Source organism: Campylobacter sp. VBCF_04 NA7, assembly GCF_027737405.1.
Classification (GTDB): Bacteria; Campylobacterota; Campylobacteria; order Campylobacterales; family Campylobacteraceae; genus Campylobacter_B.
The window spans coordinates 41129-68111 of sequence record NZ_JAOVTT010000006.1 but is presented as its reverse complement, the minus strand read 5'-3'; the positions used below and the strand labels follow the sequence as shown (position 1 = coordinate 68111).

Below are 26983 nucleotides of genomic sequence, written 5' to 3'. Positions count from 1 at the left end.
ACTATTCTTCGGTTTTGTAAATTTTGTTCGAAAATCTGCGGTGTTTGATCTGCAAATAGACCACAAAAACGATAAACAAAACCGCCGTTGCGATGATATAGTAGCGGTTTTTAAAGATTATCGCGCCGTTTATGAGCCCAGAAAACAGCGCCAAAACCACAGCCGTGAGAAACGGAAAGCGCACGGCGTCCTTTTCTTTGATTGCGATTATCACAAGCGCAAGGGCGAAAAGCGCGGTATTTAGCAAAATAGCTAAAATTTTAATCTCGGCAAATAAATTTGGATTTGTCCTCGAAATGCCGTAAAGTGCGAGTGCGCCGAGGGCAAAAAGGATTAGAATTATTAGGATTAGTTTTTTCATTTGATTAGTCCTTTTTTGAGTTTGCGAATCAAAAAGCGCGATGGCATTAGCTCGTTTGCGATTGAGCGTGGCACGCAAAGCGGGCGCGAAAGCGCATAATCGCAGATGAGCTCCGCGCCCAAAACTGCGGTGCTTAGCCCGTGCGCGCCGTGCGCTGTGTTAAGGTATAAATTTGGGATAAATTTGGCGCGTCTGGCGGATTTTTTGTTTTTGCTCCATGGCAGGTCTTTGAAATCTCGCGCCAGAGTTTCTGGCTCGCACACTGGGCCAATCAGCGGAAATCTATCGCCACTATATCCCCTATATCCGACCTTAGAGCCGATGATTTTGGCCTTTTTGCTCAAAAACTCGCCCACGCTTTCTAGATTTTTGACATCGTCGATTGCCCTTGCTTCGTCGTGGTAGCACTTCCTATCGTAAGTCGCGCCGATGAGCTGCTTTTTGCCCACGGCTGGGCAGATGTAGCCAGAGGCACTGAGTGGAAATTTGGTTTTGATTAGCGGGCGAATTAGCGTGGTTTGTCCGCGCACGGAGCTGATTTGCACGCTAGGATCTAGGTTAAATTTGGCGTTTTGTGATACTGCGCCGCGACCGAAAAACTCCTCGCTCTCGCTTCCTGTGCAAAGGACTAAAATATCGCAAAATAGGCTTGCGCGGTCTTTTAAAATCACTTCGAATTTTTCATTTTGCTTTTTGAAATTTAGCATTTCGTGGTTAAATTTGACGCCGAGTTTTTTGGCGAAATGTTTGCAGAGCTTGTGCGGGTGGGCTAGGACGGCGTTTTTTATCATTATGCTTGGATATGGTTTTGAGTGCGCTTTAAATTCGTAAATTTCAGGGTTTCCTGCGCTTTGATACCTTGCTAAAAGCTCGCTATCATAGGCAAAATCCTGCGCCCCAAGCAGGCTAGCTAGCTTTTTGGGAGCGTGTTTGGCATAAAAGCTAAGAGCCAAATCAAATGCGTGTATGTGCATTTCTCCGAGCTTCACGCCCTCTTTGGTAATCAGCGGGGCGCACACACCTGTGAAATTCCCGCTACCATTTAGCCCAGCTTCGCTTCTTTTATCTATCACGCTGACGCTAAAACCTGCCTTTTTAAGCTTAAAAGCCGTGCAAAGCCCGGCAATTCCAGCTCCCACTACGATTGCTGTGGGGGTTTGCGCCTGTGGCGCGGTGTTTTCGTCGTATGAATTAGGGTCGTATAGGCAGTGCGTGGCGGATAAATCGGCGAAATTTGAAAACTGGATTGGCAAAATTTGCGGGTGCTTTCTGGCAAAATAAAAATTCTCTACTTCATCATCTTCGCGCAAAAATTTCGCCCTAATCATGTGGCGTTTGGTGTCGAATCCGTCTGTTTTCTCGACGAAAAACCCTGCCTCGCGCAGTGATTTTGCCACCCAGCCAGCACTCGTGTATGTCGCTAAAATCGCGCCCTTTTTACAAAGTGGCGTAAGGGCGGCAAAAATCTCTTTGCTCCAAATGGTTTCGTTTTTCGCAGGTGAAAATCCGTCTAAAAACCACGCATCGGCTTTGAAATCAAGCTCGTTGATTAGCTCACTAGCCTCGCCAATACAAAGATCAAGCGTGATTTTTTTGGAAAAATTTATGCGGTGGATTCCCTTGGTAAGGGGTGGGAGTTTTTTGATTAAAATTTTGGCTAAATTTTGAAGTTCGCCAAATTTCGCCCAAATTTGGGCTAATTCGTCCTTGCTAAGCGGATTTTTTTCGATTGAGACAAAGTGTAGGCGTTTGTTAAATTTAAGCGCCTTTTTTGCGCAGAGCAAAAAGTTGCGCCCTACGCCAAATCCTAGTTCGCCCACGATGATAGGCGCATTGCTCGCAAACGCCGTATCTAGCGCGCTTATAAAGACATATTCGCTCTCGCCAAGAGGATTTTTGAAATTAAAATAAAAATCCTCGTAAATTTCACTAAATGGTGCATCGTTGATAAATTTCATCACTTATTCTTTTGAAAATACGCATCTACGCCGTTTGCGATACCTTGGGCTATGCGGTCTTGGTATGCAGAGGTGCCTAGGTTTTTGCCCTCACTTGGGTGTGAGATATAGCCCATTTCTACGAGCACAGCTGGCATTGTAGCCCCCACTAGCACCCAAAACGGCCCCTCTCTGACACCGCCGTCTTTGCTTTTGTAGCTTTTTTGGACGGAATTTAACATATAGCTTTGGATATCGATTGCAAGCTTGTTTGAGGCGATTATCTTTTCTCTATTTAAGAAATTTAAAAATGTCTCTTGCGAAAAGGCGTTCATATCCTCCATGTCGCCTTGGTTTTCAAATGCTGCGACATTTTTGCTACGCTCTGATTTGGCTGGGCTTAAAAAAAATGTCTCCACGCCACTGAAATTTGGCGCTTGTTTGGCGTTTGGCGCGGCGTTTGCATGCACTGAGATAAACATATCGGCATTTTTTTTGTTGGCGAAAGCTGTGCGGGATTTGAGGTTTATAAATACATCGTTGCTTCTGGTATAAAGCACCTTGTAACCGCGTTTTTGAAGCAGTGCGCCAAGCTTTTTGGAGGTTGCAAGAACGATAGTTTTTTCCTTCAAACCATTTCCGATAGCGCCACTATCTTTGCCGCCATGGCCTGGGTCTATGACGATTAGTTTGCCTTTTGTAGATTTGTAAATTTTATTTGTCCCGCTCGCTTCGCTTTTAGCTGAATTTACCTGAGTAGCTTTTGTGCTAGTTTGCGCTGGCATAGCGATTTTAGCCCCTGCTTTGGCGATGATTAGCTCATTGCTAAAAATTTCAATCTTTGGGTTAAATTTTTGGTTGTGATTTAGCACGACGCGGGCGATTTTGTCGTTATACTGCGAAGTGCGAACTTCATCTACGAAACTGCCCGTTAATCTCGTGGTGTGCGAGCTGTTTTTGGCATTAAAGTCCAAAACATAGCGATAAACTTTATCTTTGTTAATTACGAAATTTTTATACTCGCTATGGTCTAAATTTCTGTTAAATTTAACCCTAACGCTGTTTTCATCGCTACTGATTGATTGCAAAATCAAAGGTTTTGATTTGTCGATTTTCGTGCTATTTGGCGTGATTTTACCTGAGTTTAAAAACTCCAAATCAGCCTTGCTTAAAGTTTTTTTAGCGTCCGTGATAGATGGCTTGTAATCGGCCTTGGCGCCTAGTTTTTCTAGCTCGGATTTATACACAGAGTAGTTTGAATACCCAAGCACCTCGCTACTATAAGTTAGCCGTTTTAGGACGCTAATTTTAGTTTTTTTATCTTTATTTGAAGTGGCGGAATAAATTTTTTTAAGCTCGCTGTGAAGCTCCTTTTTCGCGGTTTTGCTGGCGCTGACATAGTTTTTGTCAAAATTCGCAAAAACGCTACTGGCGTTCGCGCCAAATGCGAAACTTATGCTAAAAACAATAGCGCATAAAATTTTAACTATCTTCGCCATTTACGAGTTTTTCCATTAATTCTTTTACAGAAATGATTTCATTTAGCTTCCAGCCGTTCGCGCCTGTGAAAAACAGCCCGCTCTCTTGTCTGCCAAGATAAGCATCGCTTAGGCGATCTGCTATGCAGTATCCGACGAGTTTGGCGCCTTTGCCACGCTCACAAGGTGCCACGCAGTTGCTAACGCATGAAATTTTCGGTGCTGTGCCAGAGGCAATCATATCTTGCAAATTCGTATGAATTCCACGCGCAGGGTAGCCTACTGGGGATTTTAGAAGTTTGATATCTTCTTTTGTGGCTTTTAGTAAGACCTCTTTAAATTTCTCGTGGGCGTCGCACTCAAATGTGCCGATAAATCTAGTGCCCATTTGAACGCCGTTTGCACCTAGACTTTTGGCTTTATCTATATCGTTTTTGTCCCAAATTCCACCTGCTGCAAATAGCGGGAATTCACCCCAGCTATCAATTTCGGCTCTTACTTGCGGGATTAATTTTTCTAGCTGATACTCTGGGTCAGTGCATTGCTCGTAGGTAAAGCCCTGATGACCGCCACTTAGTGGGCCTTCTAGCACGACGCCATCAGGCAAGCGGTTGTATCTACCGCTCCAACGCTTGGCTATGATTTTTAGAGCCTTAGCAGATGAAACGATAGGCATAAGCGCGACATCTGGGAAATCAGCGGTAAATTCAGGCAAATTCGTAGGAAGTCCAGCCCCGCTGATGATGATATTTATCCCAGCTTCGCAAGAATCCTTTACAATGCGCTCATAATCATTAGCCGCGCACATGATATTCATCGCTAGTGGTGCGTCGCCACAGATTTCGCGAGCGTTTTTTACGATTTGAGTAAGGGCTTTTTTGTTATAAAAATTTAGCGAAGAAAATGGTCTATCGTGGATACACTTTTCCGAAAATTTAAGGTTGTCATAATATCCAGTCCCTACCGAGCTAATCACGCCCAAACCGCCATTTAAGCTGACATTTCCAGCTAGCTTGTCCCAGCTAATCCCTAGCCCCATTCCGCCTTGGATAATAGGGTGTTTGATCTCGTATTTGCCGATTTTAACGCTCATTATCTTACCTTTAATTTAGCAAATTTTTTCTTTCCTACTTGTAAGGTGTATTCGCCAGCACTTAGTTGGAGTTGCTCATCTGAAATTTTGGTCTGATCGACGCTGACGGCGTTTGATTTGATTAGGCGTCTTGCATCTGAGCTAGAAGTGGCTAGCTTGCAAATAAGCAGAGCTTTGACAATCCATGCTGGCGCTGAAACGCTAAATTCAGGGATTTCTGCTGGAAGCTCGTTTCCGCCATGAACTCTATCGAATTCCTCTTTTGCCTCTAATGCGACATCTTCATCATAAAATCTCGTAACGATTTCTGTGGCAAGTTCCTCTTTTACGGCTTTTGGATGCACAGCTTCGTCTGCTACGAATTGTTTGATTAGTGCGATATCTTCGTTGCTTTTTTGTGATAGTAGATTATACCAATCCCACATTAAATCATCGCTGATACTCATTACCTTGCCATACATATCGTTTGGAGCGTCTGTTACGCCGATATAGTTTCCTAGGCTCTTGCTCATTTTATTTACCCCGTCAGTGCCTACAAGAAGTGGCATCATAACGGCGGCTTGTTCTTTGCCTACATTATAAACTCTTTGGAGTTGGCGTCCCATAAGAAGGTTAAATTTTTGATCAGTGCCGCCAAATTCGATATCGCATTTCATACATACGCTATCATAGCCCTGCAAAAGCGGGTATAAAAATTCGCTAATGCTAATTGGCATTTCGGCCTTGTAGCGTTTCTCGAAATCATCTCTTTCTAGCATTCTGGCTACATTAAATGTGCTTGATAGCTCGATTACACCGCTAGCGCCTAAGCGATTTGTCCATTCTGAGTTAAACATTACCTTTGTTTTTTCTGGGTCTAAAATTTTAAAAACTTGCTCTTCGTAGGTTTTGGCATTTTGCATTACGACATGGTGAGGAAGTTTTTTTCTAGTTTCGCTTTTGCCTGTTGGATCGCCGATTTGAGCTGTGAAATCACCGATCAAAAACTGCACGATTGCGCCGTGTTGTTGCAAAAATGCGAGTTTGTTTAGCACGACAGTGTGTCCTAGGTGTAGATCTGGCGCAGTCGGATCCATGCCGATTTTTACCAAAAATGTTTCACCACTCTCGTAAAATTTAGTAATCAAAGCCTCGATTTGCTCTTCGCCTATTATCTCGCTTACTCCACGTTTGAAATTTGCCATTATATCTTTAATGTCAGCCATTTATTCTCCCTTTTATTAGTTTTTATACACATCATCTAATGATATAAAATCAGCGATTTTATATCTATTTTTTAATCTGTCTTTGATATAAGTGTGGTCTAAATTTTCGTTTAATTCTATAATGATTTCGAAAAAATCAGACACAGCTTCGTTGTTTTCGTTTAAATTTATCGAAACTAAATCGACGCTTAGTTTAGCCAAATATGTTAAAAACTCAGCCAGTGAGCCCCGTTTGTTTTCGATATTTAGTATGATTTTATACCTGTGTGGCGCGTTTCGCGTCCATTTGACGAAAATCATCTCATCGCTTTTCATCAAATTTGCCGCTCTTTCGCAAAGCTTGTGATGAACCGTGACATTGTGTCCGTTGCGAAATCCTATGATATCGTCCCCACGCTTAGGATTACAGCAGTAATCAAACTCTACTTCGTTGATTTTGTAGTTTGAATACACTACGATATTGTCGAATTTTTGCTTTTCGACGCTGTATTTATCGCGGAATTTCATATTGAAAAGCTTCTCTTTGAGCGGGTATTTTTTCAGCGCATTTACGACATCTTTCAAAAATACCGAATCATAGCTTGCTTTGCCGACTTTTTTGATTAAATTTTCTTTTTCTACCCAGTTTATCACGCTCTCTTCGGTTGTGGCGAAAATCGCACTTAAAATTTTAATCGCTACTTCTTGATTTACATCGCGAATTTTTTGTTTGCAAAATGCCTTGATTGTGGCTCTTGCCTTGCCTGTTTTGACAGAATTTAGCCAGCTACAACGATAGTGCGGGTTGTTTCCTGTGATGATATGGACGATATCGCCGTTTTGAAGCTCGGTTAGAAGCGGGACTTTTATGCGATTGACAAAGGCTTCGACGGCTTTAAGTCCTACTTGTGAGTGGATTTCATAAGCGTAATCAAGCGCAGTCGCGCCTCGTGGGAGCGTGAAAATTCCACCCTTTGGCGAATACACTGCGATATCCTCGATATAAAGGCTATCTTTGGCATATTCGTATAAATCATCAGCATTTGAATCATCGGCTTCTTGCAAGCCAATATCGCTAATCCAATCAAGCTTAGGATTTAGCGAGCCTGAGTATTTGTATTTCCAGTGCGCAGCCACGCCAAGCTCGGCTGTGTTGTGCATTTCGGTAGTTCGAATTTGAACCTCGACTATCATGCTGTCGTTAAAAACGGTAGTGTGAATCGTCTGGTAGCCGTTTTGTTTAGGTAGGGCGATATAGTCTTTAAAGCGCGAAATTAAGGGGTTAAATTTGGTATGGATTACGCCAAGTGCTAGGTAGCAATCCATCGGCTTTTGCACGATTATGCGGATAGCTAGCAAATCCAAAACCTCTTCAATCGAAATGCCCTTTCTTTGCATTTTTAGGTAAATTGAATAGTAATGCTTCATACGCTTTTGAATTTCAAAGCTGTTTTCGCTAAATCCGTTTGTAAGCAGATACTCGCTAATCGTTTCGCTAAATTTGCTTAAATTTATTTGGAGCTGTTGTTTGTGCTCTTCGACATAGTTTGCGATTGTGGCGTATTCTTTTGGCATTACATATTTGAAGCTTAGATCTTCTAAGATATTTTTAATCGATGAAATTCCAAGCCTGTGCGCGATTGGCGCATAAACTAGAAGCGTCTCTTCGCCTATGCGCTTTTGCTTATCTGGGCGGAGTGCTTCTAGGGTTAGCATATTATGGAGCCTATCGCAGAGTTTGACCACTAAAACGCGCTGATCTTCGATAGAGATCATCAGCATTTTGCGAAATGTCAGAGCTGTGGTGCGAAGCTTGGCGTTTTTATCGCCAGAAGGGGCTAGTTTATCCTCGCGGATATTTACGATTTTTGTCATACCTTCTACGATTTTTGCGACATCTTCGCCAAATCTATCCCCGACTTGCTCGGTGCTAAAATCTGTATCCTCGACCACATCGTGCAAAAGTGCAGAAATGACCATAGCGTCATCACCGCCCATAAATGCGACGAAACACGCTACTAAAATCGGGTGGATTGCGTATGGTTCGCCACTTTTGCGAAACTGACCCTCATGCTGCGTAACGCACAAATTTATCGCATCTACAAGTAGCGGGGTCGGCTCTTTTAGGCTATAAAGTAGCCGTTTGGCGTCCTCGATCTCTTTTGTTTCGACAATATCTTCGATAAGGCTTTCTAAATAGCCGTCACTAATCCTTGTCAATGATTCCATCTAGGGTAATCTTACCTTCTGCTAATTCTAAAATCGCAATATCTGCAAATTTCATATTGCGTGTGTCGATGTTTTCGACAAGCGGAGTTGCCCCAGCGGCAAGCTCTTCTGTGCGTTTAGTAGTCATTAGTGATAGCTTGTAGCGATCGCCTCCTGTTACCTTTAACGCTTTTGCTATGATTTGTTCTGTTCTCATTAATTCTCCTTTTTTAGTTTTTTACGATTGAACATTGGCTTAAATCGCCATCATTTATGATTTTGTGTAAATTTCCACGCTCAAACATATTGCACACGATGATTGGAAGCTTGTTGTCCTTAGCTAGGGCGATTGCAGTATCGTCCATGACCTTGATATTATCGTGCAAGGCTTGATCGTATGTAATGGTATTTAAAAGCACTGCGTCATTGAATTTATGCGGATCTTTGTCATAAATTCCATTTACCTTTGTCGCTTTGATAATCGCGTCTGCGCTGATTTCGACCGCGCGCAAAGTGCCAGCAGTATCAGTGGTAAAAAATGGATTTCCAGTGCCTGCTGCAAAGATTACGACCCGTTTTTTCTCCAAATGTCTTTTAGCTCTGCCGATGATGAAGGTTTCGCAGATCGCTTCCATTTTTATCGCGCTTTGCACGCGCACATCTATGCCGTTGTATTCGAGTGCCTCGCGCATAGCGATTGCGTTGATTACGGTTGCTAGCATGCCCATGTGATCGCCACTTGTGCGTTTGATGATACCGCCAGCTGCCGCACTTACGCCACGGATTATGTTTCCGCCACCGATTACGATACCTACCTCGACACCGTTATCGACGAGCTGTTTAATCTCTCTGGCTATAAATTTTAAAATTTCGCTATCTATTCCAAAACCATCTTTTCCAGCCAGTGCCTCGCCTGAAAATTTAACGAGCACACGATTAAATTTTGCCATTTTAATGCTCCTTGAAAAAATTTGATTATGTTATCTAAAACTCGTTTAAAAATAGCTTTTTACGCCGTTTTAAATAATGCTAAAAATTTATTCACCCATAGTTTTTTGGGCGTGATTATCTCGCTAGGGCTTGCGTTTATGGCGTGATACACACTTGCCCCGCTTAGCGTGGCGTAATAGCGGATTATCAGGCGTTGCAGGTGCGGTTCGTAGCTGGGGATAAACCAGCCGTTGTTTGAAATCGCCACGACAAATTTTGGGTCATCGCTGTAAAACTCGCCCCTCGTCGCCTCGTAGCAAATCGCGCTTTTTACGGGGATTTCTTTGATTGTATAAAAACTAAAATTTGGCGCAATCGAAAAATCGCTAGCCCCGCCTAAAAATGTGTTATTTATAAAATCTCTAATCGGCGCAGGCAGTGGCACCTGCTCGCCAAAAGGCACCAAAATGTGTTTGTCAAATCTGCGCAAATTTTCGTTTTCAAAAACATAGGCGCTGTTGTAAAATTTAGACTCTTCATACGCCTCAGCACCGGCTACAATCGAAATTTTATGCGATTTTTCTAGCAAAATTTCCTTTAAGGCTTCCTCGCGGTTTAGATACAGAGCAAATGCGCTCTCTGGCAATACTATCGCTTCGTAGCCATTTTCTATCGCCTCGTCGATTTTGGCTAAATTTTCTCTAATTGCGTCTAAAATTTTGTCATTGTCCCAGATGTCAAATTGCGAAATTTGCGAGTTTTCAAGCTTGATTTTAAGTGGTAAAAATTCGGCTTGTTTTTCTTCAAATTCTAGCGCGCAAATCAAACAAGCGCAAAAAAGTAAAATTTTGGCTTTGTGCCTAAATTTTATCAAAATGCAAATTCCAGCCAAAATCGCGCAAAATGCGAAAATTTCGGCTCTAAAAATGCCGTGTGAAAACAAAAGCTCGAAATTTAGCCAATCAAAGCCAAATGGGTGGATAAATTTCAGCCCCACCAAACAGAGCGCGCGCGCTATCGGCTCATCAAAAATGGCAAAAATACGAAAAATCGCCCCCGCAATCAGGCAAATTCCTAAAATTTCGACCGGGATTAAAAACGAAAGTCCAAAATAAATCAGGCTAAAACTAATCCAATAAAACCAAATCGCGCCGATAAAAAACCCAAACCAAAACCAAATTTGCTTTTTGCTTTTTAAAAGGACAAATAGCGCAAAAATCGCGATTAGTGGCGAGAAAAATTCAGCCAAAAGTGGTAAAATTCCACCTAAATTTTGGCTTAAAATTTCAACAAATATAAAATTTGAAACTCCAAGCGCAAGAAAAAAGCCGTTATTTATTTTATTTAATGTAAAATACTCTCTTTTTAAATTTTTTACAAAGGAAAACGATGGAACAAGGAAGTCTTTTTGGAACATTATTACCTCTAATTGTCTTTGTTGGGATTTTTTACTTTTTGCTAATCAGACCGCAACAAAAACAAGCAAAAGAGCATAAAGCTATGGTTGATGCGCTCGCTAAGGGCGATAAAATCGTCACAAGTGGCGGACTAAAATGCACAGTCGTAAAAACAAGTGAGGATTTTATCACAGTTAAGCTTAATGATGATGTTATCGTCGAACTAGACAAACTTTATATCGCAAGAAGGTTAGATGCGTAGTAAGATTACATATCGTTTGATTGCCTTTTTAGTAGCGGCAATTTTTAGTTTGATTTTTGCTATGCCTTCGATTTTGCAGAGCGAAAAGGGCGATAAAATCAACCTCGGACTTGATTTGCAGGGCGGACTTCACATGCTACTCGAAGTCCAAAGTGATGAGGCGATAACTTCGAAAATCAAATCAATCGCAGCTAGCGTAAATTACGCTGCTAAGCGCGATGATTTGCTAATGGACGGCTTGAAGCTTGATAGCGATTTTTTCGAATTTGAAATTTTAGACCCCGATGAAGCGCCTAAATTTGACGCTTTGTTACACTCTGCTGCTAGTGGGCTTGAAATCGCCAAAACTGGCGAGAAATACCGCGTAAGCCTAACGCCAGAAGAGATCGCTAGCACCAAAGAATACGCGATTGCTCAGGCTGTGGATACCATACGCAACCGCTTGGATCAATTCGGTCTTGCTGAGCCAACGGTCGCCAAACAGGGCGAGAGCTATATCCTAGTCGAGCTTCCTGGAATTAAGAGCTCAGAAGAGGAACAACGAGCCAAAGATTTAATCGCCAAAGCAGCACATTTACAGCTCATGGCACTTGATGAGATTCGCCAAGACAGAGCCTTAACGATGAGCGAAGAAGAGGCTAAAAGCTACGGCGATGTAATTTACCCTGACGCGAAAAATCCAGGGTATAAATACCTAATCAACGAAATTCCAGTCCTTGACGGAGCTATGCTAGTCGATGCTAGGGTGGCTTTCGATCAAAATACAAATCAACCAATCATAAATTTCACGCTTAATTCACAAGGTGCGCAAATTTTCGGCGATTTTACAGGCGAAAATGTCGGCAGACGCCTTGCAATCGTGCTTGATGGCAAGGTCTATTCAGCTCCACGCATTAACGAGCGAATTGGTGGCGGAAGCGGACAAATCAGTGGCGGATTTAGCGTGCAAGAAGCACATGATGTGGCGATTGCACTGCGCTCTGGTGCGCTTTTGGCGCCTGTTAGCGTGAGCGAATCGCGCAGTATCGGACCAAGCCTAGGACAAGATAGCATAGATCAAAGCGTGAAAGCCCTAACTTTCGCGGCGATTGTAATTTTGATTTTTATGGTTTTATACTATGGTATGGCGGGTGTGTTTGCAGATATCGCTTTGATTGTAAATATTTTATTTTTGATAGCGTTTATGGCGCTGTTTGGGGCGACACTAACCCTGCCTGGTATGGCTGGTATCGTGCTAACCGTGGGTATGGCAGTCGATGCTAATGTCATCATAAATGAGCGCATTAGAGAGGTGCTAAAATCTGGTGGCTCCATTAGCCAAAGTATCACCAAAGGCTACGAAAACGCTATGAGCGCGATTGTAGATGCAAATATCACTACGCTGATTACTTCGGCTGCCTTGTATGCGTATGGCACAGGCCCTGTTAAGGGCTTTGCGGTAACTATGAGTATAGGTATCATCGCGTCGATGATTACTGCGATTTTGGGCACTCATGGTATGTTTGAGGTGGTAATGGGCAAAATGGAAAAGAGCAAAAATACGAAATTTTGGCTAGGTTATAAAGTCAGAAAGGCACAAAATGCAGGTATTTGATAGTGATAAAATTTATGATTTTATGAAATTTAGACATATCGCATTTGTGATATCTGCGATTTTAATTATAGGTTCGATTGGGCTATTTTTGATTAAGGGCTTTAATTATGGTATAGATTTTAGCGGTGGAACGCTAATCCAGGTCAAATACGACCAAAAAGCCCCGCTTGATGAAATTCGAACTCGCTTTGAAGCGGCAAATTTGGGAAATATCAATGTAACTGAGTTTGGAAGCGATGAGGAAGTTACCATTAGATACTCTGGCAGTAGCGATTCACTGGGCGATAATCCAGCCTTAGCAGCGCAAGAAATTTTAAAAGGAAGTGGAAATTTCGAGGTTCGCAAGGTTGATGTCGTAGGTCCAAAGGTCGGTAGCGAGCTACGCACAAAGGGAATTATGGCTGTTTGTGTATCGTTTGCGCTGATTTTGGTTTATATCACAATTCGCTTTGAGTGGAGATTTGCGATTGCAGCGGTGATTTCGGATTTGCACGATGTCATCATCGCATGTGGTGCGCTGATACTATTTAAAATCGATTTTAACCTTGAAATTTTGGCCGCACTTCTTACGATTATGGGTTATTCGCTAAATGATACTATTGTCGTTTTCGATAGGATTAGAGAGGGTGTGCGCACTAGCAAATCCATTAAGCTAACCGAGGTTATCAACGAATCAATCTCAGCTACGCTTTCAAGGACATTTTTGACATCATTTACGACCTTGCTTGTAATTGTGATTTTGTTCGTTTGGGGTGGGGCTATGATACATGGATTTAGCCTTGTTATGCTTGTTGGCGTCGTGGCTGGAACATTTAGCTCGGTTTTCATCGCTGCACCGCTTTTGATTTTATTCGGATTCGATGTGGAAAAATACCGCGCGTTTTTGGCTGATAAACAACGACGCGCCAAAGAAAAAGAAAAAATGCGCGCAATGTATGAAAAAGGCACTGTATAAGGATAGAAAATGAACTGGGGAAGAGTAACATACATATTTTTTGCTTTGATGAGTGCGACTACAATCGCTGGATTTATCTACGAAAGACACGAGCTTTTGCTCTTTATCGCTGCTAGTATTAATGCAGTTTCTACGCTACTTAAAGTCGGTGTGCGCAATATGCTCTCAGCCGAGCTTTTCGCAAGCTCGCTTGTGGCTGATTTGCACCTAATTCCAGCGTTTGTGCTTATGATAGTTCATCCAGGCGATCTTTCGGTTATAACCGCGCTTTGTATCGGCGCGCTGATTGCTGTGATTTTCTCATTAGTGCTAATCACCGTAGAATCAGCCAAATCAAAAGATGAATTTTAGGAGTAATAATGGCTTATAATAGCAAAGAAATAGAGTTAAAATGGCAAAAAATTTGGAACGATGAGGGCGAAGCAGAGCCAAAGGACGATTATAGCTTACCTAAAAAATATATTCTTTCGATGTTTCCATACCCAAGTGGGCGTATCCACATGGGACATGTGCGAAACTACGCTATCGGCGACGCGCTCTCACGCTACTACCGCTTGCAAGGATACAATGTGCTCCAACCAATCGGCTTTGATAGCTTTGGTATGCCAGCAGAAAACGCAGCGATTAAGCATAAAATTCACCCAAAAAAATGGACTTACGAAAATATTGATTATATGAAAAATGAGCTAGACAGGCTTGGTTTTAGCTTTTCAAAGCGCAGATTGCTAGCTACTTCTGATCCGCTTTATACAAAATGGGAGCAGGAATTTTTCATCAAAATGTATGAAAAGGGGTTGATTTATCGCAAAAGCTCACTACTCAACTGGTGCGAACACGACGGCACCGTGCTTGCAAACGAGCAGGTCGAAGACGGCAAATGCTGGCGCTGTGGTAATGAAGTAGTGCAAAAGCAAATGCAAGGATATTACCTAAAAATCACTGATTATGCACAGGAACTGCTTGATTGCTTGAATGATTTGGAGGGAAAATGGCCAAATCAAGTCCTAACTATGCAAGAAAACTGGATTGGGCGAAGTGAGGGTTTGAAATTCCGCTTTAAATTTGACGATGAAAGCCGTGAGATGCTAGACGGAATCGACGGATTTGATGTATTTACGACTCGCCCTGATACGATTTATGGTATGAGCTACTCAGCTCTTGCGCCTGAACATGCGGTTATTGCGAAGCTTTTGGAGAAAAATTTACTTCCAAAAGATGTAGAACAAAAGGTTCGCGCGATCCTAAATCAAAGCCCAAGAGAGCGACAAATCGCCGATAAAGACGGAGCGTATCTAGGCGTAAATGTCCTACACCCGCTAACTGGCAAAAAAATCCCAGTGTGGATAGCAAATTTTGTCTTGGCTGATTATGGCGATGGCGCGGTTATGGCTGTGCCAGCAGGTGATGAGAGGGACTTTGAGTTTGCGAGTAAATTTGGACTTGAAATTATAAATATTTTCGAAAACGAAACCCTACCACATGTCGAAAAAACAGGAATTTACGCAAATTCTGAAATTTTAAATGGCCTAAAATACAAAGAGGCAAATGAGAAAATTTTGCAAATTTTTGAAGAGCGAAATTTAGGCTCTCGCGTGGTAAATTTCAAACTTCGCGACTGGGGCGTTTCACGCCAGCGCTACTGGGGTGCGCCGATTCCGATGATTCACTGCGAAAAATGCGGTTTAGTTGGCGAAAAAATCGAAAATTTGCCAGTTGCATTGCCTGATGATGTAGAGATCACAGGCCTTGGCAATCCGCTTGATAAACACCCTACTTGGAAGCACTGCAACTGCCCGAAATGTGGCGGAAAGGCTGTTCGCGAGACCGATACGCTTGATACATTTTTCGAGAGTAGCTGGTATTTCGCGCGATATGCAAGCGATGAGAAAACTTGGACGAGCAAGGCATTTGACGAGCAGAGCGTGAATTATTGGATGAGCGTAGATCAATACATCGGTGGTATCGAGCATGCGATTTTGCACCTGCTTTACGCTAGATTTTTCCAAAAAGCATTGCGTGATTTGGGTTATTTGCGCGATAGCGAGCCGTTTGCTAGACTTTTGACACAAGGCATGGTGCTAAAAGACGGCGCAAAAATGAGCAAATCTAAGGGCAACACCGTCGATCCTGATGATATCATCGCTACTTATGGGGCTGATACTGCGCGACTTTTCATACTTTTTGCAGCACCTCCTGCAAAAGAGTTAGAGTGGAACGATAGCGCAGTAGAGGGCGCTTATAAGTTTTTAAACCGCCTTTATGAGCGTTCAAGCAATGCGCATAAAACAGATAAAATTCCTAGCATTAACCACGCAAATTTAAGCAAAGATGAAAAATATGCGAGATTAAAAGTCTATGAGGCGCTAAAAAAATCGCACGATGTCTATACGGAAAATTTCGCCTTTAATACCCTAATCGCGGCGTGTATGGAGGCTCTAAATGCCCTAAATGCGCAGGATAACGCTGATATTTACACCGAGGGATATTTTATTATCCTAAATTTACTTCAACCAATCGTCCCTCATATCGCAAGCGAGCTAAGCCAGACGCTTTTTGAGCGCAAAAATTTCACAAAAATTGAGCTTTTGTCTGAGGTTTTTGTGAGCGATACTATCACGCTCGCAGTTACCGTAAATGGCAAGAAACGCGCCGAAATCGACGCCAATGCAGACGCGAGCGAGGCGGAAATTTTAGCACTTGCCAAAGAAAATGTCGCAAAATGGTTAGAGGATAAAACGCTAATAAAAGAAATTTATGTCAAAAACAAACTTGTAAATTTGGTCGTAAAGTAGGAAAAAATGAGAAATTTGATTAAAAATTTAGCCGTTTTTGCGTTTGTGGTTTTGGTTGTTGGTTGCGGATATCAGCCAGTGTCAAAAATCACTTCGCAGATTATGTCAAAAAGCGTGTATGTCGATGTGCTGATGAGTAAAACTGACCCTCAAAACACAGTGGCTATCAAAGACGCTGTCAAAAGCGGTATCGTAGCGCGTCTAGGCTCAAATTTAGCTGACAAATCTAGCGCGCAAACCTACATCGTAGCCAGCATAAAAAGGCTAACTTTCACAGCCCTTACCTATGATAGATACGGCTATATCACGAGTTATCGCGCGAATTTGACACTAAATTTCAAAACAAAGCTTAAAAATGGCGAAATTTTTAGCAAAGACTGCGTAGGAGACCATGATTTTTCGGTCTCTCGCTTAGTCAAAAACAAACATGACACAATCTCAGTCATCAGCGACAAAGAGCGCTATGACGCTATCGAAAACGCCTCTACTCAGGCGTTTGATGAGTTTATTTCTGCGCTTGCGATCAAAGGCATACAGCTTGAACGCGCTAAAAACTAGCTCTATTTTTGACTTCTTAAACGCTCGTCCGATTTATTATAAAAAGATCGATTACGAGCGTTTTCCAGCTGCCTTTGAGGCCGTGCGTAGCGCACTCCCGCTAAAAAATATCACCCAAATCATCGGCACCAATGGTAAGGGAAGCACTGGCAGATTTTTATCTAGGATTATTATGAGTGCAAATGGCGCAAACGGGCGAAATTCGGGCGCTAAATTTAGCGTCGGACACTACACTAGCCCGCATATTATGAGATTAAATGAGCGCATTTACCGCGACGGGCGCGAGATTAGCGACGATGACTTGCAAGGTGCGCACGAGTTTTTGCAAGCAAATTTGCCGGCAAAATTTAGAAATAACCTTTCGTATTTCGAATACCTGACTTTGGCGGCGGCGGTGCATTTTAGGGAGTGCGATTACTGCGTATTTGAGGCTGGTATGGGTGGCGAGTTTGACGCTACGAGTAGTTTTGATACCAAGCTTTCGCTTTTTACCCCTATTGGCACCGATCATATCGGTATGCTTGGAGAGAATTTAGAGGAAATTTCGCGCACGAAGCTCAATGCAATGGCGCAAAACGCGATTTTAAGCGATGAGATGAACGAGATTAGTGTGAAAATCGCGCGTGAAATCGCAGTGCAAAAGGGGGCAAATTTGGCGTTTGCAAGCGATTTTTTAAACGCAGATGAAAAGCGCGAAATAGCCGAATATATCAAAACTCACAACCTAGCAAATTTTCAATATTCAAATTTAAAATTGGCCGTGGCTGGGGCGAAATTTTGGGGCTTAAATTTTAAAATTGCTGAAATTTTGCCACTTGATTTGCCTGGGCGCGCCGAAGCAATCGCTTCAAATATCATTATCGATGTGGGGCACAACGAACTAGCCGCCGCAGCACTTGCCAAGGAATTTGCAGGCAAAAAATTTACGCTGATTTACAACGCATTTGCCGATAAGGATATCAAAAAGGTTCTTGCTACCCTTGCACCGATTATCAAAAATGTCCAAATTTTGCCTTACGATGCCCCAGGTCGCGAGCTTGGCGGGGATATGATTACGCAGGCTTTGGACGAGCTTGGTATCGCGCACTCTGAATTTAGAGGCGAAACCTATGAAAATGAGCTTTATTTGGTGTTTGGTTCGTTTCATTTAGTCGAGGAATTTTTGAAATTTTATAATAACGGGGCGAAATTTGGCAAAAACTAAAATCACCATTAGTGACAATTTCGGCTCGAAAACTATGCAATTTGGCGAGAATTTTCGCTTTCAACTTAAAATTTTAGTCGCATTTATCATTGTGTTTTTGCTCGTTTTGTTTTTCGCGCTTTTTCGCCTAAATAACGACAAAAAAAATCTAAAAACCACCAATGCTACGCTAATGGCGCAGATCGAAAAGCTAGAAAAACAAAATCAAAATTTGATAATTCAGGCAAATCAAATGCGCGAACAAACTACACTCGATATCGCAAACGAAGGCCCTGACGGCGATGAGAGCGACGCGCAAATCGCGCAGTATTTCAGCGAAAGACTAGCCCAGCGCAACAAATCAAACGCTAAAACAATCAGCGCAAACGACAACACCTATAAATTGATGTTTCAATACATACCAAACCGCTACCCGATAAAAAACCGCGGAATCACCGATAATTACGGCATGCGCACGCACCCGATAGCCGGTGTCAAACGCATGCACCACGGCATAGATTTGCGCGCCAGTGTCGGCACACCGGTAATAGCCACAGCAGATGGATTTGTCGATTTTGCCGGGGAGAGTGGAAACGGATATGGCATACTCGTGCGAATCACGCATAATTACGGATTTTCGACAAGGTATGGCCATTTAAGCTCGGTTAGTGTGGCTCCTGGCATGTGGGTTAGCAAAGGCACGATTATCGGCTACACGGGCAATACAGGGTATAGCACGGGGCCACATTTGCACTATGAGGTGCGGTTTTTGGGTATGACGCTAGATCCACTAAATTTCATGCTGTGGGACAGCTCGAATTTAAATATCTGGTCGGTCGAACCAAATGTATCGTGGTATGAGATAAATCGCATCTTGCAAAGTGGGGCGCAAAAATAATGCAAGCTAGAATTTTTGAGTATTTTTCGCAAATTTTAGCGCAAAATTCTGCGCAAATTTGTCCTCAAATTTTAATCACAGATGATGAAAAAGATAGCGCACTTTGCACTGAGGTGTTGAAATTTTTGGGTTTTAAAACCTTTGTTTTGCCTGATTTTAGGGCGCATTTTGGCGAGGATTTGCGAAGCTATTATGACGAGCTAATCGGCATTTCACGCTCGCTTGGCGCGTATTACAAATGCGAAGGGCGCAAAATTTTAATCTCGCCAGTTCGCACGATTTTAAACAAACTCCCCACAAAATCGCAACTCAAAGGGATAAAAATCGAATTTGCCCAAAAGCTAAATTTGGCTGAATTTAAAGATGAAATTTTGCGCCTTGGATACAGCGTGACGCAGGTCGTCGAAAGCGCAGGCGAGATTAGCTTTCGTGGCGAGATTATCGATATTTTCCCGCTTGGAGGCGAGTGCGGGGTGAGGGTTTTGCTCGATGATGATGAAATCGAGAGCATTAGGCATTTTGACATTGATACGCAAAAATCCGAAAAAATCGAGCTAGAAAGCGTCGAGATTGAGCCATTTTTGGCGAATTTAAACAAGGGCGAGTTTGAGAGCGCAAACGAAAAAATTAGCGCCTTTGATAGCGACGCTTTGATTAACGATTTAACTTCGCTTGGGTTTTGGTTTATTGATGGATTTGCGGATTATTTGCAAGAATTTAGCGCAGTTTTAGCGTCTCCTATCAAAAAAGATGAAATCTTTGCCGAAAGGGATTTGAGTGTCCTTGATACACTGCCACTAATACCTGCCGCGCGTAAATTTAAGGATTTGCAAATTACGCCAAATAGCGAATTTTTCGAATTTCACAAAAATGACAAAATCACCATTATCGCGCGAAATGACGCACTTTTGGCGCATTTGGATCTCTCAAATTTAAGCAATGCAAAAATTTTAAAAGAGGATTTTATCCTAAATTTAATCAGCTCTGACGAGATTATCGTATCATTAAACAAGCTAATCCCTAAAAAGCGCGTTCGCAAATCTAGCCTTGCGCTCGATGAGCTAAATCCTGGCGATTTTGTCGTGCATGAAGACTACGGAATCGCCAAATTCGCTGGTCTTGAACTAGCCACTGTTTTGGGGCATTCGCGTGAGTTTGTCGCCCTGATATACGAAGGTGGCGATAAACTACTTTTGCCTGTGGAATACCTAAACAAAATCGACAAATATATCGCTGGTGGTGGCGTAGTAAGCCCTGATCGTCTAGGTAAGGCAAGCTTTGCGAAAATCAAAGAAAAGGTGCGCGAAAAGCTCTTTGTCATCGCTAGCAAAATAATCCAAACCGCCGCTAAACGCGAGCTAATTCGTGGCGTGATGATAGAAAATACTGGCCCAAATTACGCCAAATTTATCGCTTCTAGCGGGTTTTCATACACGCCAGATCAAGAAAGCGCGATTAGTGCGATTTTGCAGGATTTGCGTAGCGGTAAGGTCATGGATAGGCTATTAAGTGGCGATGTGGGCTTTGGCAAGACAGAAGTGGCGATGAACGCGATATTTGCGATGATAAAAAGTGGCTTTTCAGCACTTTTTTTCGTGCCGACGACTTTGCTGTGCGCTCAGCACTACGCTACGCTAAAAGCGAGATTTGATGAGTTTGAAATCCCTGTTTTTAGGCTAGATAGATTTAGCAAAGCAAAGGAAAAAAGCGAAATTTTAAAACGACTTAAAAATAACGAAGCGATTGTGTGCGTGGGCACGCATAGTCTGCTAAATGTCGAAGCGCCAAATTTAGGGCTTGTAATCGTCGATGAAGAGCATAAATTCGGCGTGAAACAAAAAGAGAAATTAAAGGAAAAATCGCAAAATTCGCACCTTTTATCTATGTCTGCTACGCCGATTCCACGCTCATTAAATATGGCGCTAAGCCAGATTAAGAGTTACAGCACGCTTCTAACTCCGCCACTAGATCGCCTCGATGTGCGCACAATGGTTAAAGAGTGGGACGAAAAAATCGTAAAAGAGGCGATTACTAGGGAGCTTCGCCGTGGTGGGCAGATTTTTTATGTGCATAATCATATCGCAAGCATGCCTAGCGTGAAAAAACGGCTGCTTGAAATTTTGCCAAATTTAAAAATCGTAATCTTACACTCTAAAATCGATGCGCAAACCACCGAGGACGAGATAGCTAAATTTATCGCTGGGGAGTATGATCTCATGCTATGCACGAGCATAGTCGAGAGTGGAATCCACATGCCACGCGTCAATACGATTTTAATCGACAATGCCGATAAATTTGGCATAGCAGATCTGCACCAGCTACGAGGCAGGGTAGGGCGAAGTAACAAACAGGCATTTTGCTACTATTTGATTGGCGACAAAACCGCCCTTACTAGCGACGCGCTGAAACGGCTCGTGGCATTGGAGAGCAATTCATTTCTAGGCTCTGGCTCAGTGCTAGCGTATCATGACCTAGAAATCAGAGGTGGTGGAAACCTCGTCGGCGAAGCGCAAAGCGGGCATATCGAGGCTATCGGATACAGCCTGTATTTGCGTATGCTAGAAGATGAAATAAATAAACTTTTAAACCAAAAAACTATTGTTTCAAGCGTTGAGCTTAAAATTTCAGTCAATGCCTTTTTAAACAGCGAATATATCGCAGAGGATAGGTTGAGGCTTGACATTTATCGCAGGCTTAGCAAATGCGAAAACGCTATGCAAATAAATGAAATTTACGCTGAAATCGAGGATAGATTCGGCAAGGCCGATGTTTATACTAAACAATTCATTGATATGATGATGATAAAGGTGCTAGCCCAAAATATCGGTGTGCGCGCGATTTCGAGCGCAGATGTAAATATCGTAATCACAGATAAAAATGGCGAGAAAATCCGCCTAAAATCGCCGTCCAAAGACGATGATGATGTGCTAGCGGAAATTTTAGTGTATTTGCGAAAGGAAAACAAAAATGTCTGAGTTAAATTTGAAAATCGATTGGCAAAGCGTGCAAGTAGCGCAGTTTCGCAGACACGGATTAAAACTGCGGGCGATAGAGGATATTGATTTTGTTGATATTAACGCGCTTTGTGGCTTGGAGGCGCAAAAAATCGCGCTTGTAGAAAATACGCGAAATTTTATCCACGGGCGTGGGGCAAATCACGCCTTGCTCTGGGGCGAGCCAGGCTGTGGTAAATCAAGCCTAGCAAAGGCGGTTTTTACGAAATTTTTGCAAGATGGGCTTAAAATCGTCGAAATCGGTAAAGATGATTTGGAGTATCTCATCGATATAATCGATGAAATCAGGGGGCAGGATTATTATTTCATCATTTTTTGCGATGATTTAAGCTTTGAGCTTGGCGAAAACGCCTACAAGCACCTAAAACCGCTACTTGACGGCTCTATGGAGCGTGCGCCAAAAAATGTGCTAATGTATGCGACCTCAAATCGCAGACACATTTTAAGCGAGCTAGCCAGCGACAACATGGGCGCACAGGTGGGCACCGATGAGCTTCATTTAAGCGACGCCAAAAACGAGCGCATTAGCCTTAGCGAGCGATTTGGTTTGCAACTTAGCTTTTATAGTGGAAATATGAGCGAGTATTTGGGCGTGGTGGAGAGCTATTTCGCGGCATTTAGATTTATGAGCGTTGATGAGTTTAGGCAGCGTTTCGCGCACGCACTTGATGAGTTGCACGCCAAAGCTAGCGAGTTTGCGAGGGTTAGGGCGAGCCGAAGCGGGCGGATCGCAAAGCAGTTTGCGCTAAGCTATGCAAGCGAATTTTTTGCGAAATTTAGCCCAGAAAATGAGCGCGACTGAGCTATTTCGCGCACTTTTTGGCGCGATTAAATTTGATGATTTTCGCTGGTGGCCGAATTTTGGCGAATTTGAAGTGATTGTCGGCGCGATATTGATCCAAAATACAAACTGGAAAAACGCCGAACTTGCCCTTGAAAATTTAAGGGAATTTGGGCTTTTGGATTTGCAAAAAATCGCAAATTTAGAAGTGGCAAATTTAGCCGAAATTATCAAACCAAGCGGATTTTATAACCAAAAAGCAAAACGGCTAAACTCGCTTTGCAAAGCTATTTTGGCAGAATTTGGCGACTTTGAAAATTTCGCGTGCGCCGTAAGCCGTGAGTGGCTGATAAGCCAAAAAGGCATAGGCGCGGAAACCTGCGACGCGATTTTGTGCTATGCGTGCGGAAGGGCCGTAATGGTCGCAGATAGCTACTCTGCGCGTTTGCTAGGCGCGCTTGGATATGAGTTTGAGAGTTACGATGAGCTTAGCGAGTGGCTTGGCGGGCTAGAATTTGGCGAAATTTTTGAACTAGCAAATTCTCGCTATGATAATTTTTCAAACGACGAAAACGGCGCATTTGCGCTATTTCACGGACTAATCGTGGAATTTTGCAAAGCACACTTAAAAGGCAAAAAATTCGATGAATTTGCGATAAATTTGTTTGAGAAGTTGAAGTGAATTTTTGTAATCAGTTTAGTTGAAATTTTAATCTTTTTTATCGAATTTTTTAGCGATTTCGCAGAGTTCGTCGTGGTTTTGTTTGCTTTTAGCGATAATATCATCAATCGCCAAACCTTGCATTATGATGCGATACAAATTCGGTCTAGTCTTTTTCCAGTTTAGCAAAGTTTGCACATTTACACCAAGAAACCCTGCAATATCTCGTTTTGTCATTTTTCACCTACTTTTTTTGCGAAAGGTTCTGTGGCTGGTGCCTTTGACCAAACTTTCATAGCCAAGCGAAAATAAAATTTTTTCAAGAGTTTCAAATTTGACATTTTTATCTGAAATTCTTAATTTTGCGATTTCTTTCGCCAACTGATTTTCGTTCATACTAAGTCCATACATATTTTTTAATGTGTCAAATTTATCGTAAATTTGAGTATTGATATGCGAAAATTTGTTTTTTTAAAAAAAATTTTCAAATTTAAGCAAATCTTGGGGGGTGGAGGGATATAATGATAGAATTTTTTTTATGAGAACATAATATGAAAAATTTTAATTTTATTGTTGTCGCTATTTTATCGATGTTCGCGCTTACGGGTTGTGCCCAAAACAATATGCAATACAAAGCTTACAATATATTGGGGCAAGATATACAAGTGCCCGCAGAACTTATGGGAAACGATGACGAAAGCAATATTATAAAAAGAGCGTGTCGTGTTAGAGGAAATTTTCGCACTGATAAAAGAACAGACAGGTATATAACTTTTAAGTCTAATACTATGCCGTATTGTAATATCGGTCTAGGACAAAGCGCTGTTATAGAAGAGATTAGATATATTAATCGAGTGCCAGAAAATATAATTACAAAAGCGATGGATATTGCATTTTTGCCGATAACTATTTTGGGAAAAGCGATAGAAACTGCTGACGGGGGAATATCCGGAGTGCATGGCGTAAAAACACTTGGCGTTTATAAAGATAGCGAATACGGGTATGCTTATGAGGGGCAAAAATATGAATTTGAAGAAAGCCAACGCAACAATATAGTTGTAAAATACCCCTTTGGCAATATCTCTGTCGATAATGTAACTATTGCTATTGTAGCATTATATATGCCTACATATTCAGAAAAGCCGAGAGAGATAAATGGTTTTACACATACCGTTGAAATTAAGATTAAAAAGAATTTTAACAATCTTGAAAATGTAGTAACTTGGGTTCTAAAAAACAGAGATGATATAATCGCAAACAATGCACTTTTATTGCAATACGCTAAAATAAATTCAAACTATCTTTCAAAGGTAAAATCGATAGACGGGCTAAAAATTTCATCCGATTATTTGGTCTCTTTTATTCAACAAGACAAAAAAGCCACCACCGAAACGAAACAGAAAAAATCGGTAAACACTGGTGTCGACACAAGCAAATATAAACTAAAAACTACAAATGAAAATGTTGAATTTACAAACAAAAAAAGTGAAAAAGAACAAACCTATATAGACTTTTCAGAGGGAATTTAATGAATAGTTTTTTTAAATTTGCGCCGATGACGACAGAGCAATCATATGAGTTATGAAGTAAATACGGCTAATTGTTGGTTTAAAATAATTTTACTAGTTTGTATTTTAATCTACTTGTATTTTGAACTAAGATACAATTTCGATATGTTAAATGCCGCTAGTGCATCGGCAAGTCAAGAGCTAAAAGCAGCTCTCGAAGAGCTTGAAATTAGAGGTCATAGAGTTTCATCGATTGGCCTAACACTTTTTTGTATAAGTTTTATATTTGGATTTTTTATTAAATTTGACAATATACCGTTTGCTTTTATCGCCACGATTGTTTTGTCTATAGTTATGTATAATTCTATTTATGTCGGACTTAACAAAGCAATGGATTACTTAGTAGAAAAAAATCAAGATAAAAGATTTGAAGCGTATTATATAAACGGATTAAAATATGCTATTTTAAACGGAAACTTTGGTTTTGAAACATATCTAAGCAAAAACCATATTGAAGACATAAAAACTTCAGTAGAAGCAAAGGTCTTAGCTAGTAATATATTTTTGCTTACTTTTGTGGATACAGGTTTATCAAATAGAGTAAAAACAAGCAGTGAACAATTTGCAGAAGAGTTATATCTTAACAGCGAATTTATGAAGACAAAAGAAAAAGAAAATACAAGTTTTTTTATAACGAAAGCGCATGAAATCAAACAAGGATATGAAGAATATAATTACGCCAGAAAACAAATAAACGCAGGGGTTGAAAAAGGTAGCGCAATGGCTAACAATGGCGAAAACGAATATAAAAAATTCACGCAAAAAATTAATAAAAAACTAGATGATTATACAAAAGGCAGTCAAATTTACATAACTGAAAAACAAAAACATATGAATAAAATTGATCAATATTATGCCGACTTAAAAAATTATTTTCGTTACAGACCTTTATCAGAAAAGAAGTATAAACAGAGCATGCAAAAAAATTTCGGACATTATATAAAACCTAGTAGCTGGTGCTACAAAGGTGTTTGTCCGCATAGAGAAGCAATAGCCGCAACTATCGACAAAGAAGCAAAAGCAAAATGGAATAAACAATCAAGCGGAGTCCCGGCAGGGCTTTCGCAAAAAGAATTCTTAAAACACCCAAAAGTAAAATCAGCCGTCATAGCAGAGCTTCGTAAAAACGGATTAAATGTCGGAAACAATTTTAACTATTCTAGAAGTCAGTTCTTGGAAGCTTATAATAGAGCTTTTAATTCGGCATTTAATAGCAAATACAATGCTAATATTTTGGAATTTCGTTCTAAATTTGCACAAAAGACAGGCATAGAAAATGTTGATTTAAATTTGGATTGGGAAGGTTTTGTGAGCCTTTTTAAACCGCAATTTAAAGAAAAATTAGAAAATTCAGATACTTACGCAAACGAAGCTGTAGGCATAGTGATAAGCGGTCAATTGGGTGAATTCTACGACAAGGTTTTTAAGCCAATAGCATTAGATAAATTTGACCCTAAAAAATACTTTTACTCGAAGTATGATTTCAGAACAAATCAAAACGCCATGATTTTGGGAGATAAGGCTTTGAGAGCACTTTATATACCGCCGTTTGCGATAGTGACTTCTATTTTTTCGGCTACTTTAAATTTAATAAATCTTATAGTGTTGATGTTTATAATACCTTTTTGTAGACACGGAGAGCCGCGAGGATTTAGTTTAATGATTAAAATTGTTTTGATTGTATTGCTTATTGTTATTATAGGGTGTCTTTCTCCTAATTATTTAAGGCAAAATGTCGCTATAAATCAATTAAAAAACAATGAACATGGGTTATTGTATAAATATCTAGGTGTTCTTGATAGTATTATTTATCTTGAAAACTTAAATTATAAATTACCGCATAAAACGAAGTAATTTTTATGGTATAAAAGACAAAAAGCGCTATATTTTTTGCTCTTTTTTGCTCTTTTTTGTTGTTTATGTCAAATTTTGCAAACTGTATTAACGAAAATTTTGAGATTATTTTAAATTTAAATTCACTCCCCGCTGGGCAAAATTTTCGGCAGCACGAGCGACTTTGCCGTTTTGCTAAATTGGATTAAATCGGCAGTGGTTTGCACGCTCCATGGGATTTGCGTTAGGGCGTGCATTACGCTGGTGAGGTTTATATCACGCACAAATGCTTGATT

At 41.3% G+C, this 26983-nt stretch carries 25 protein-coding genes; 13 read left to right on the top strand and 12 right to left on the bottom strand.

All coding sequences use genetic code 11. The features are described from left to right. Position 1 precedes the first annotated feature (1 nt). The 9 genes from OFO00_RS06135 to OFO00_RS06095 are packed head-to-tail and all read right to left on the bottom strand — an operon-like array spanning position 2 to position 10608. Positions 2–361 carry a hypothetical protein gene (locus OFO00_RS06135; protein WP_270865310.1) on the bottom strand — a complete coding sequence of 120 codons (360 nt, stop codon included), beginning with the start codon at positions 359–361 and terminating at the stop codon, positions 2–4. Next, positions 358–2319 carry an FAD-dependent 5-carboxymethylaminomethyl-2-thiouridine(34) oxidoreductase MnmC gene (gene mnmC / locus OFO00_RS06130; RefSeq protein WP_270865309.1) on the bottom strand — a complete coding sequence of 654 codons (1962 nt, stop codon included), beginning with the start codon at positions 2317–2319 and terminating at the stop codon, positions 358–360. Before mnmC ends, OFO00_RS06135 begins: the two co-directional genes overlap by 4 nt. Next, positions 2319–3797, bottom strand: a complete 1479-nt coding sequence (locus tag OFO00_RS06125; protein ID WP_270865308.1) for an N-acetylmuramoyl-L-alanine amidase — start codon at positions 3795–3797, stop codon at positions 2319–2321. Before OFO00_RS06125 ends, mnmC begins: the two co-directional genes overlap by 1 nt. Further along, a complete protein-coding gene (locus OFO00_RS06120) occupies positions 3781–4869 on the bottom strand; it encodes a nitronate monooxygenase (protein ID WP_270865307.1) in 1089 nt (362 codons plus the stop codon). Before OFO00_RS06120 ends, OFO00_RS06125 begins: the two co-directional genes overlap by 17 nt. Continuing rightward, on the bottom strand, positions 4869–6074 hold the full coding sequence (gene tyrS, locus OFO00_RS06115; protein WP_270865306.1) for a tyrosine--tRNA ligase: 1206 nt from the start codon (positions 6072–6074) through the stop codon (positions 4869–4871). The genes OFO00_RS06120 and tyrS overlap by 1 nt, the downstream gene beginning before the upstream one ends. A 15-nt stretch (positions 6075–6089) precedes the next feature. Continuing rightward, positions 6090–8282 (bottom strand): RelA/SpoT family protein, encoded by a 2193-nt coding sequence (locus OFO00_RS06110; protein WP_270859274.1) that lies wholly within the window; start codon positions 8280–8282, stop codon positions 6090–6092. Beyond that, positions 8260–8478, bottom strand: a complete 219-nt coding sequence (locus OFO00_RS06105) for a DNA-directed RNA polymerase subunit omega (protein ID WP_270859275.1) — start codon at positions 8476–8478, stop codon at positions 8260–8262. Before OFO00_RS06105 ends, OFO00_RS06110 begins: the two co-directional genes overlap by 23 nt. Before the next feature lie 13 nt (positions 8479–8491). After that, a complete protein-coding gene (gene pyrH / locus OFO00_RS06100; RefSeq protein ID WP_270865305.1) occupies positions 8492–9211 on the bottom strand; it encodes a UMP kinase in 720 nt (239 codons plus the stop codon). A 59-nt stretch (positions 9212–9270) separates the two neighbouring features. After that, a complete protein-coding gene (locus OFO00_RS06095) occupies positions 9271–10608 on the bottom strand; it encodes an apolipoprotein N-acyltransferase (protein WP_270865304.1) in 1338 nt (445 codons plus the stop codon). On the opposite strand from OFO00_RS06095, the gene yajC reads away from it, so the two are divergent. The 11 genes from yajC to OFO00_RS06040 are packed head-to-tail and all read left to right on the top strand — an operon-like array spanning position 10581 to position 23307. Continuing rightward, on the top strand, positions 10581–10850 hold the full coding sequence (gene yajC, locus OFO00_RS06090; protein ID WP_270862572.1) for a preprotein translocase subunit YajC: 270 nt from the start codon (positions 10581–10583) through the stop codon (positions 10848–10850). The two genes, OFO00_RS06095 and yajC, sit on opposite strands and share 28 nt — an antisense overlap. Further along, a complete protein-coding gene (gene secD, locus OFO00_RS06085) occupies positions 10843–12444 on the top strand; it encodes a protein translocase subunit SecD (RefSeq protein WP_270865303.1) in 1602 nt (533 codons plus the stop codon). The genes yajC and secD overlap by 8 nt, the downstream gene beginning before the upstream one ends. Next, entirely contained in the window at positions 12431–13399 is a 969-nt protein-coding gene (gene secF, locus OFO00_RS06080; RefSeq protein WP_270865302.1) for a protein translocase subunit SecF, read from the top strand. Before secD ends, secF begins: the two co-directional genes overlap by 14 nt. A gap of 9 nt (positions 13400–13408) precedes the next feature. Next, the gene (locus OFO00_RS06075; RefSeq protein WP_270859281.1) at positions 13409–13750 is read left to right on the top strand and encodes a DUF6394 family protein; all 342 of its coding nucleotides are present in this window, start codon (positions 13409–13411) and stop codon (positions 13748–13750) included. An 8-nt stretch (positions 13751–13758) separates the two neighbouring features. Then, positions 13759–16191, top strand: coding sequence for a leucine--tRNA ligase (gene leuS / locus OFO00_RS06070; RefSeq protein ID WP_270865301.1), 2433 nt, complete (start codon positions 13759–13761; stop codon positions 16189–16191). 6 nt (positions 16192–16197) lie between these two features. Then, positions 16198–16749, top strand: a complete 552-nt coding sequence (gene lptE, locus OFO00_RS06065) for an LPS assembly lipoprotein LptE (protein WP_270859283.1) — start codon at positions 16198–16200, stop codon at positions 16747–16749. Next, on the top strand, positions 16730–17953 hold the full coding sequence (locus OFO00_RS06060; RefSeq protein ID WP_270865300.1) for a Mur ligase family protein: 1224 nt from the start codon (positions 16730–16732) through the stop codon (positions 17951–17953). Before lptE ends, OFO00_RS06060 begins: the two co-directional genes overlap by 20 nt. Then, entirely contained in the window at positions 17940–18830 is an 891-nt protein-coding gene (locus tag OFO00_RS06055; protein WP_270865299.1) for a M23 family metallopeptidase, read from the top strand. The genes OFO00_RS06060 and OFO00_RS06055 overlap by 14 nt, the downstream gene beginning before the upstream one ends. Continuing rightward, positions 18830–21805, top strand: coding sequence for a DEAD/DEAH box helicase (locus OFO00_RS06050; protein WP_270865298.1), 2976 nt, complete (start codon positions 18830–18832; stop codon positions 21803–21805). Before OFO00_RS06055 ends, OFO00_RS06050 begins: the two co-directional genes overlap by 1 nt. Beyond that, positions 21798–22646, top strand: a complete 849-nt coding sequence (locus OFO00_RS06045; RefSeq protein WP_270865297.1) for an ATP-binding protein — start codon at positions 21798–21800, stop codon at positions 22644–22646. The genes OFO00_RS06050 and OFO00_RS06045 overlap by 8 nt, the downstream gene beginning before the upstream one ends. Beyond that, positions 22633–23307, top strand: coding sequence for a 3-methyladenine DNA glycosylase (locus OFO00_RS06040; protein WP_270865348.1), 675 nt, complete (start codon positions 22633–22635; stop codon positions 23305–23307). The genes OFO00_RS06045 and OFO00_RS06040 overlap by 14 nt, the downstream gene beginning before the upstream one ends. A 27-nt stretch (positions 23308–23334) precedes the next feature. Here the strand turns inward: OFO00_RS06040 and OFO00_RS06035 are convergent, their stop codons facing one another. Both OFO00_RS06035 and OFO00_RS06030 read right to left on the bottom strand, forming a co-directional pair. Continuing rightward, complete coding sequence (locus tag OFO00_RS06035; RefSeq protein WP_270865296.1) at positions 23335–23523, bottom strand: hypothetical protein; 189 nt, start codon at positions 23521–23523, stop codon at positions 23335–23337. Positions 23524–23526: 3 nt separating this feature from the next. Further along, entirely contained in the window at positions 23527–23682 is a 156-nt protein-coding gene (locus OFO00_RS06030) for a hypothetical protein (RefSeq protein WP_270865295.1), read from the bottom strand. Between the two features lie 155 nt (positions 23683–23837). Here OFO00_RS06030 and OFO00_RS06025 point away from each other — a divergent pair, with 155 nt between their 5' ends. Further along, positions 23838–24815, top strand: a complete 978-nt coding sequence (locus OFO00_RS06025; protein ID WP_270865294.1) for a hypothetical protein — start codon at positions 23838–23840, stop codon at positions 24813–24815. 45 nt (positions 24816–24860) lie between these two features. After that, positions 24861–26708 (top strand): hypothetical protein, encoded by a 1848-nt coding sequence (locus OFO00_RS06020; protein WP_270865293.1) that lies wholly within the window; start codon positions 24861–24863, stop codon positions 26706–26708. Positions 26709–26830: 122 nt separating this feature from the next. Here the strand turns inward: OFO00_RS06020 and OFO00_RS06015 are convergent, their stop codons facing one another. Continuing rightward, on the bottom strand, positions 26831–26971 hold the full coding sequence (locus OFO00_RS06015; RefSeq protein ID WP_270865292.1) for a hypothetical protein: 141 nt from the start codon (positions 26969–26971) through the stop codon (positions 26831–26833). Positions 26972–26983: the final 12 nt, after the last annotated feature.

Bases quoted from the DNA above. Each gene is read 5' to 3' on its own strand.
- OFO00_RS06135 (WP_270865310.1), bottom strand. From the start codon at position 361: ATGAAAAAACTAATCCTAATAATTCTAATCCTTTTTGCCCTCGGCGCA.
- mnmC (WP_270865309.1), bottom strand. From the start codon at position 2,319: ATGAAATTTATCAACGATGCACCATTTAGTGAAATTTACGAGGATTTT.
- OFO00_RS06125 (WP_270865308.1), bottom strand. From the start codon at position 3,797: ATGGCGAAGATAGTTAAAATTTTATGCGCTATTGTTTTTAGCATAAGT.
- OFO00_RS06120 (WP_270865307.1), bottom strand. From the start codon at position 4,869: ATGAGCGTTAAAATCGGCAAATACGAGATCAAACACCCTATTATCCAA.
- tyrS (WP_270865306.1), bottom strand. From the start codon at position 6,074: ATGGCTGACATTAAAGATATAATGGCAAATTTCAAACGTGGAGTAAGC.
- OFO00_RS06110 (WP_270859274.1), bottom strand. From the start codon at position 8,282: ATGGAATCATTGACAAGGATTAGTGACGGCTATTTAGAAAGCCTTATC.
- OFO00_RS06105 (WP_270859275.1), bottom strand. From the start codon at position 8,478: ATGAGAACAGAACAAATCATAGCAAAAGCGTTAAAGGTAACAGGAGGC.
- pyrH (WP_270865305.1), bottom strand. From the start codon at position 9,211: ATGGCAAAATTTAATCGTGTGCTCGTTAAATTTTCAGGCGAGGCACTG.
- yajC (WP_270862572.1), top strand. From the start codon at position 10,581: ATGGAACAAGGAAGTCTTTTTGGAACATTATTACCTCTAATTGTCTTT.
- OFO00_RS06095 (WP_270865304.1), bottom strand. From the start codon at position 10,608: ATGTTCCAAAAAGACTTCCTTGTTCCATCGTTTTCCTTTGTAAAAAAT.
- secD (WP_270865303.1), top strand. From the start codon at position 10,843: ATGCGTAGTAAGATTACATATCGTTTGATTGCCTTTTTAGTAGCGGCA.
- secF (WP_270865302.1), top strand. From the start codon at position 12,431: ATGCAGGTATTTGATAGTGATAAAATTTATGATTTTATGAAATTTAGA.
- OFO00_RS06075 (WP_270859281.1), top strand. From the start codon at position 13,409: ATGAACTGGGGAAGAGTAACATACATATTTTTTGCTTTGATGAGTGCG.
- leuS (WP_270865301.1), top strand. From the start codon at position 13,759: ATGGCTTATAATAGCAAAGAAATAGAGTTAAAATGGCAAAAAATTTGG.
- lptE (WP_270859283.1), top strand. From the start codon at position 16,198: ATGAGAAATTTGATTAAAAATTTAGCCGTTTTTGCGTTTGTGGTTTTG.
- OFO00_RS06050 (WP_270865298.1), top strand. From the start codon at position 18,830: ATGCAAGCTAGAATTTTTGAGTATTTTTCGCAAATTTTAGCGCAAAAT.
- OFO00_RS06045 (WP_270865297.1), top strand. From the start codon at position 21,798: ATGTCTGAGTTAAATTTGAAAATCGATTGGCAAAGCGTGCAAGTAGCG.
- OFO00_RS06040 (WP_270865348.1), top strand. From the start codon at position 22,633: ATGAGCGCGACTGAGCTATTTCGCGCACTTTTTGGCGCGATTAAATTT.
- OFO00_RS06035 (WP_270865296.1), bottom strand. From the start codon at position 23,523: ATGACAAAACGAGATATTGCAGGGTTTCTTGGTGTAAATGTGCAAACT.
- OFO00_RS06030 (WP_270865295.1), bottom strand. From the start codon at position 23,682: ATGAACGAAAATCAGTTGGCGAAAGAAATCGCAAAATTAAGAATTTCA.
- OFO00_RS06025 (WP_270865294.1), top strand. From the start codon at position 23,838: ATGAAAAATTTTAATTTTATTGTTGTCGCTATTTTATCGATGTTCGCG.
- OFO00_RS06020 (WP_270865293.1), top strand. From the start codon at position 24,861: ATGAGTTATGAAGTAAATACGGCTAATTGTTGGTTTAAAATAATTTTA.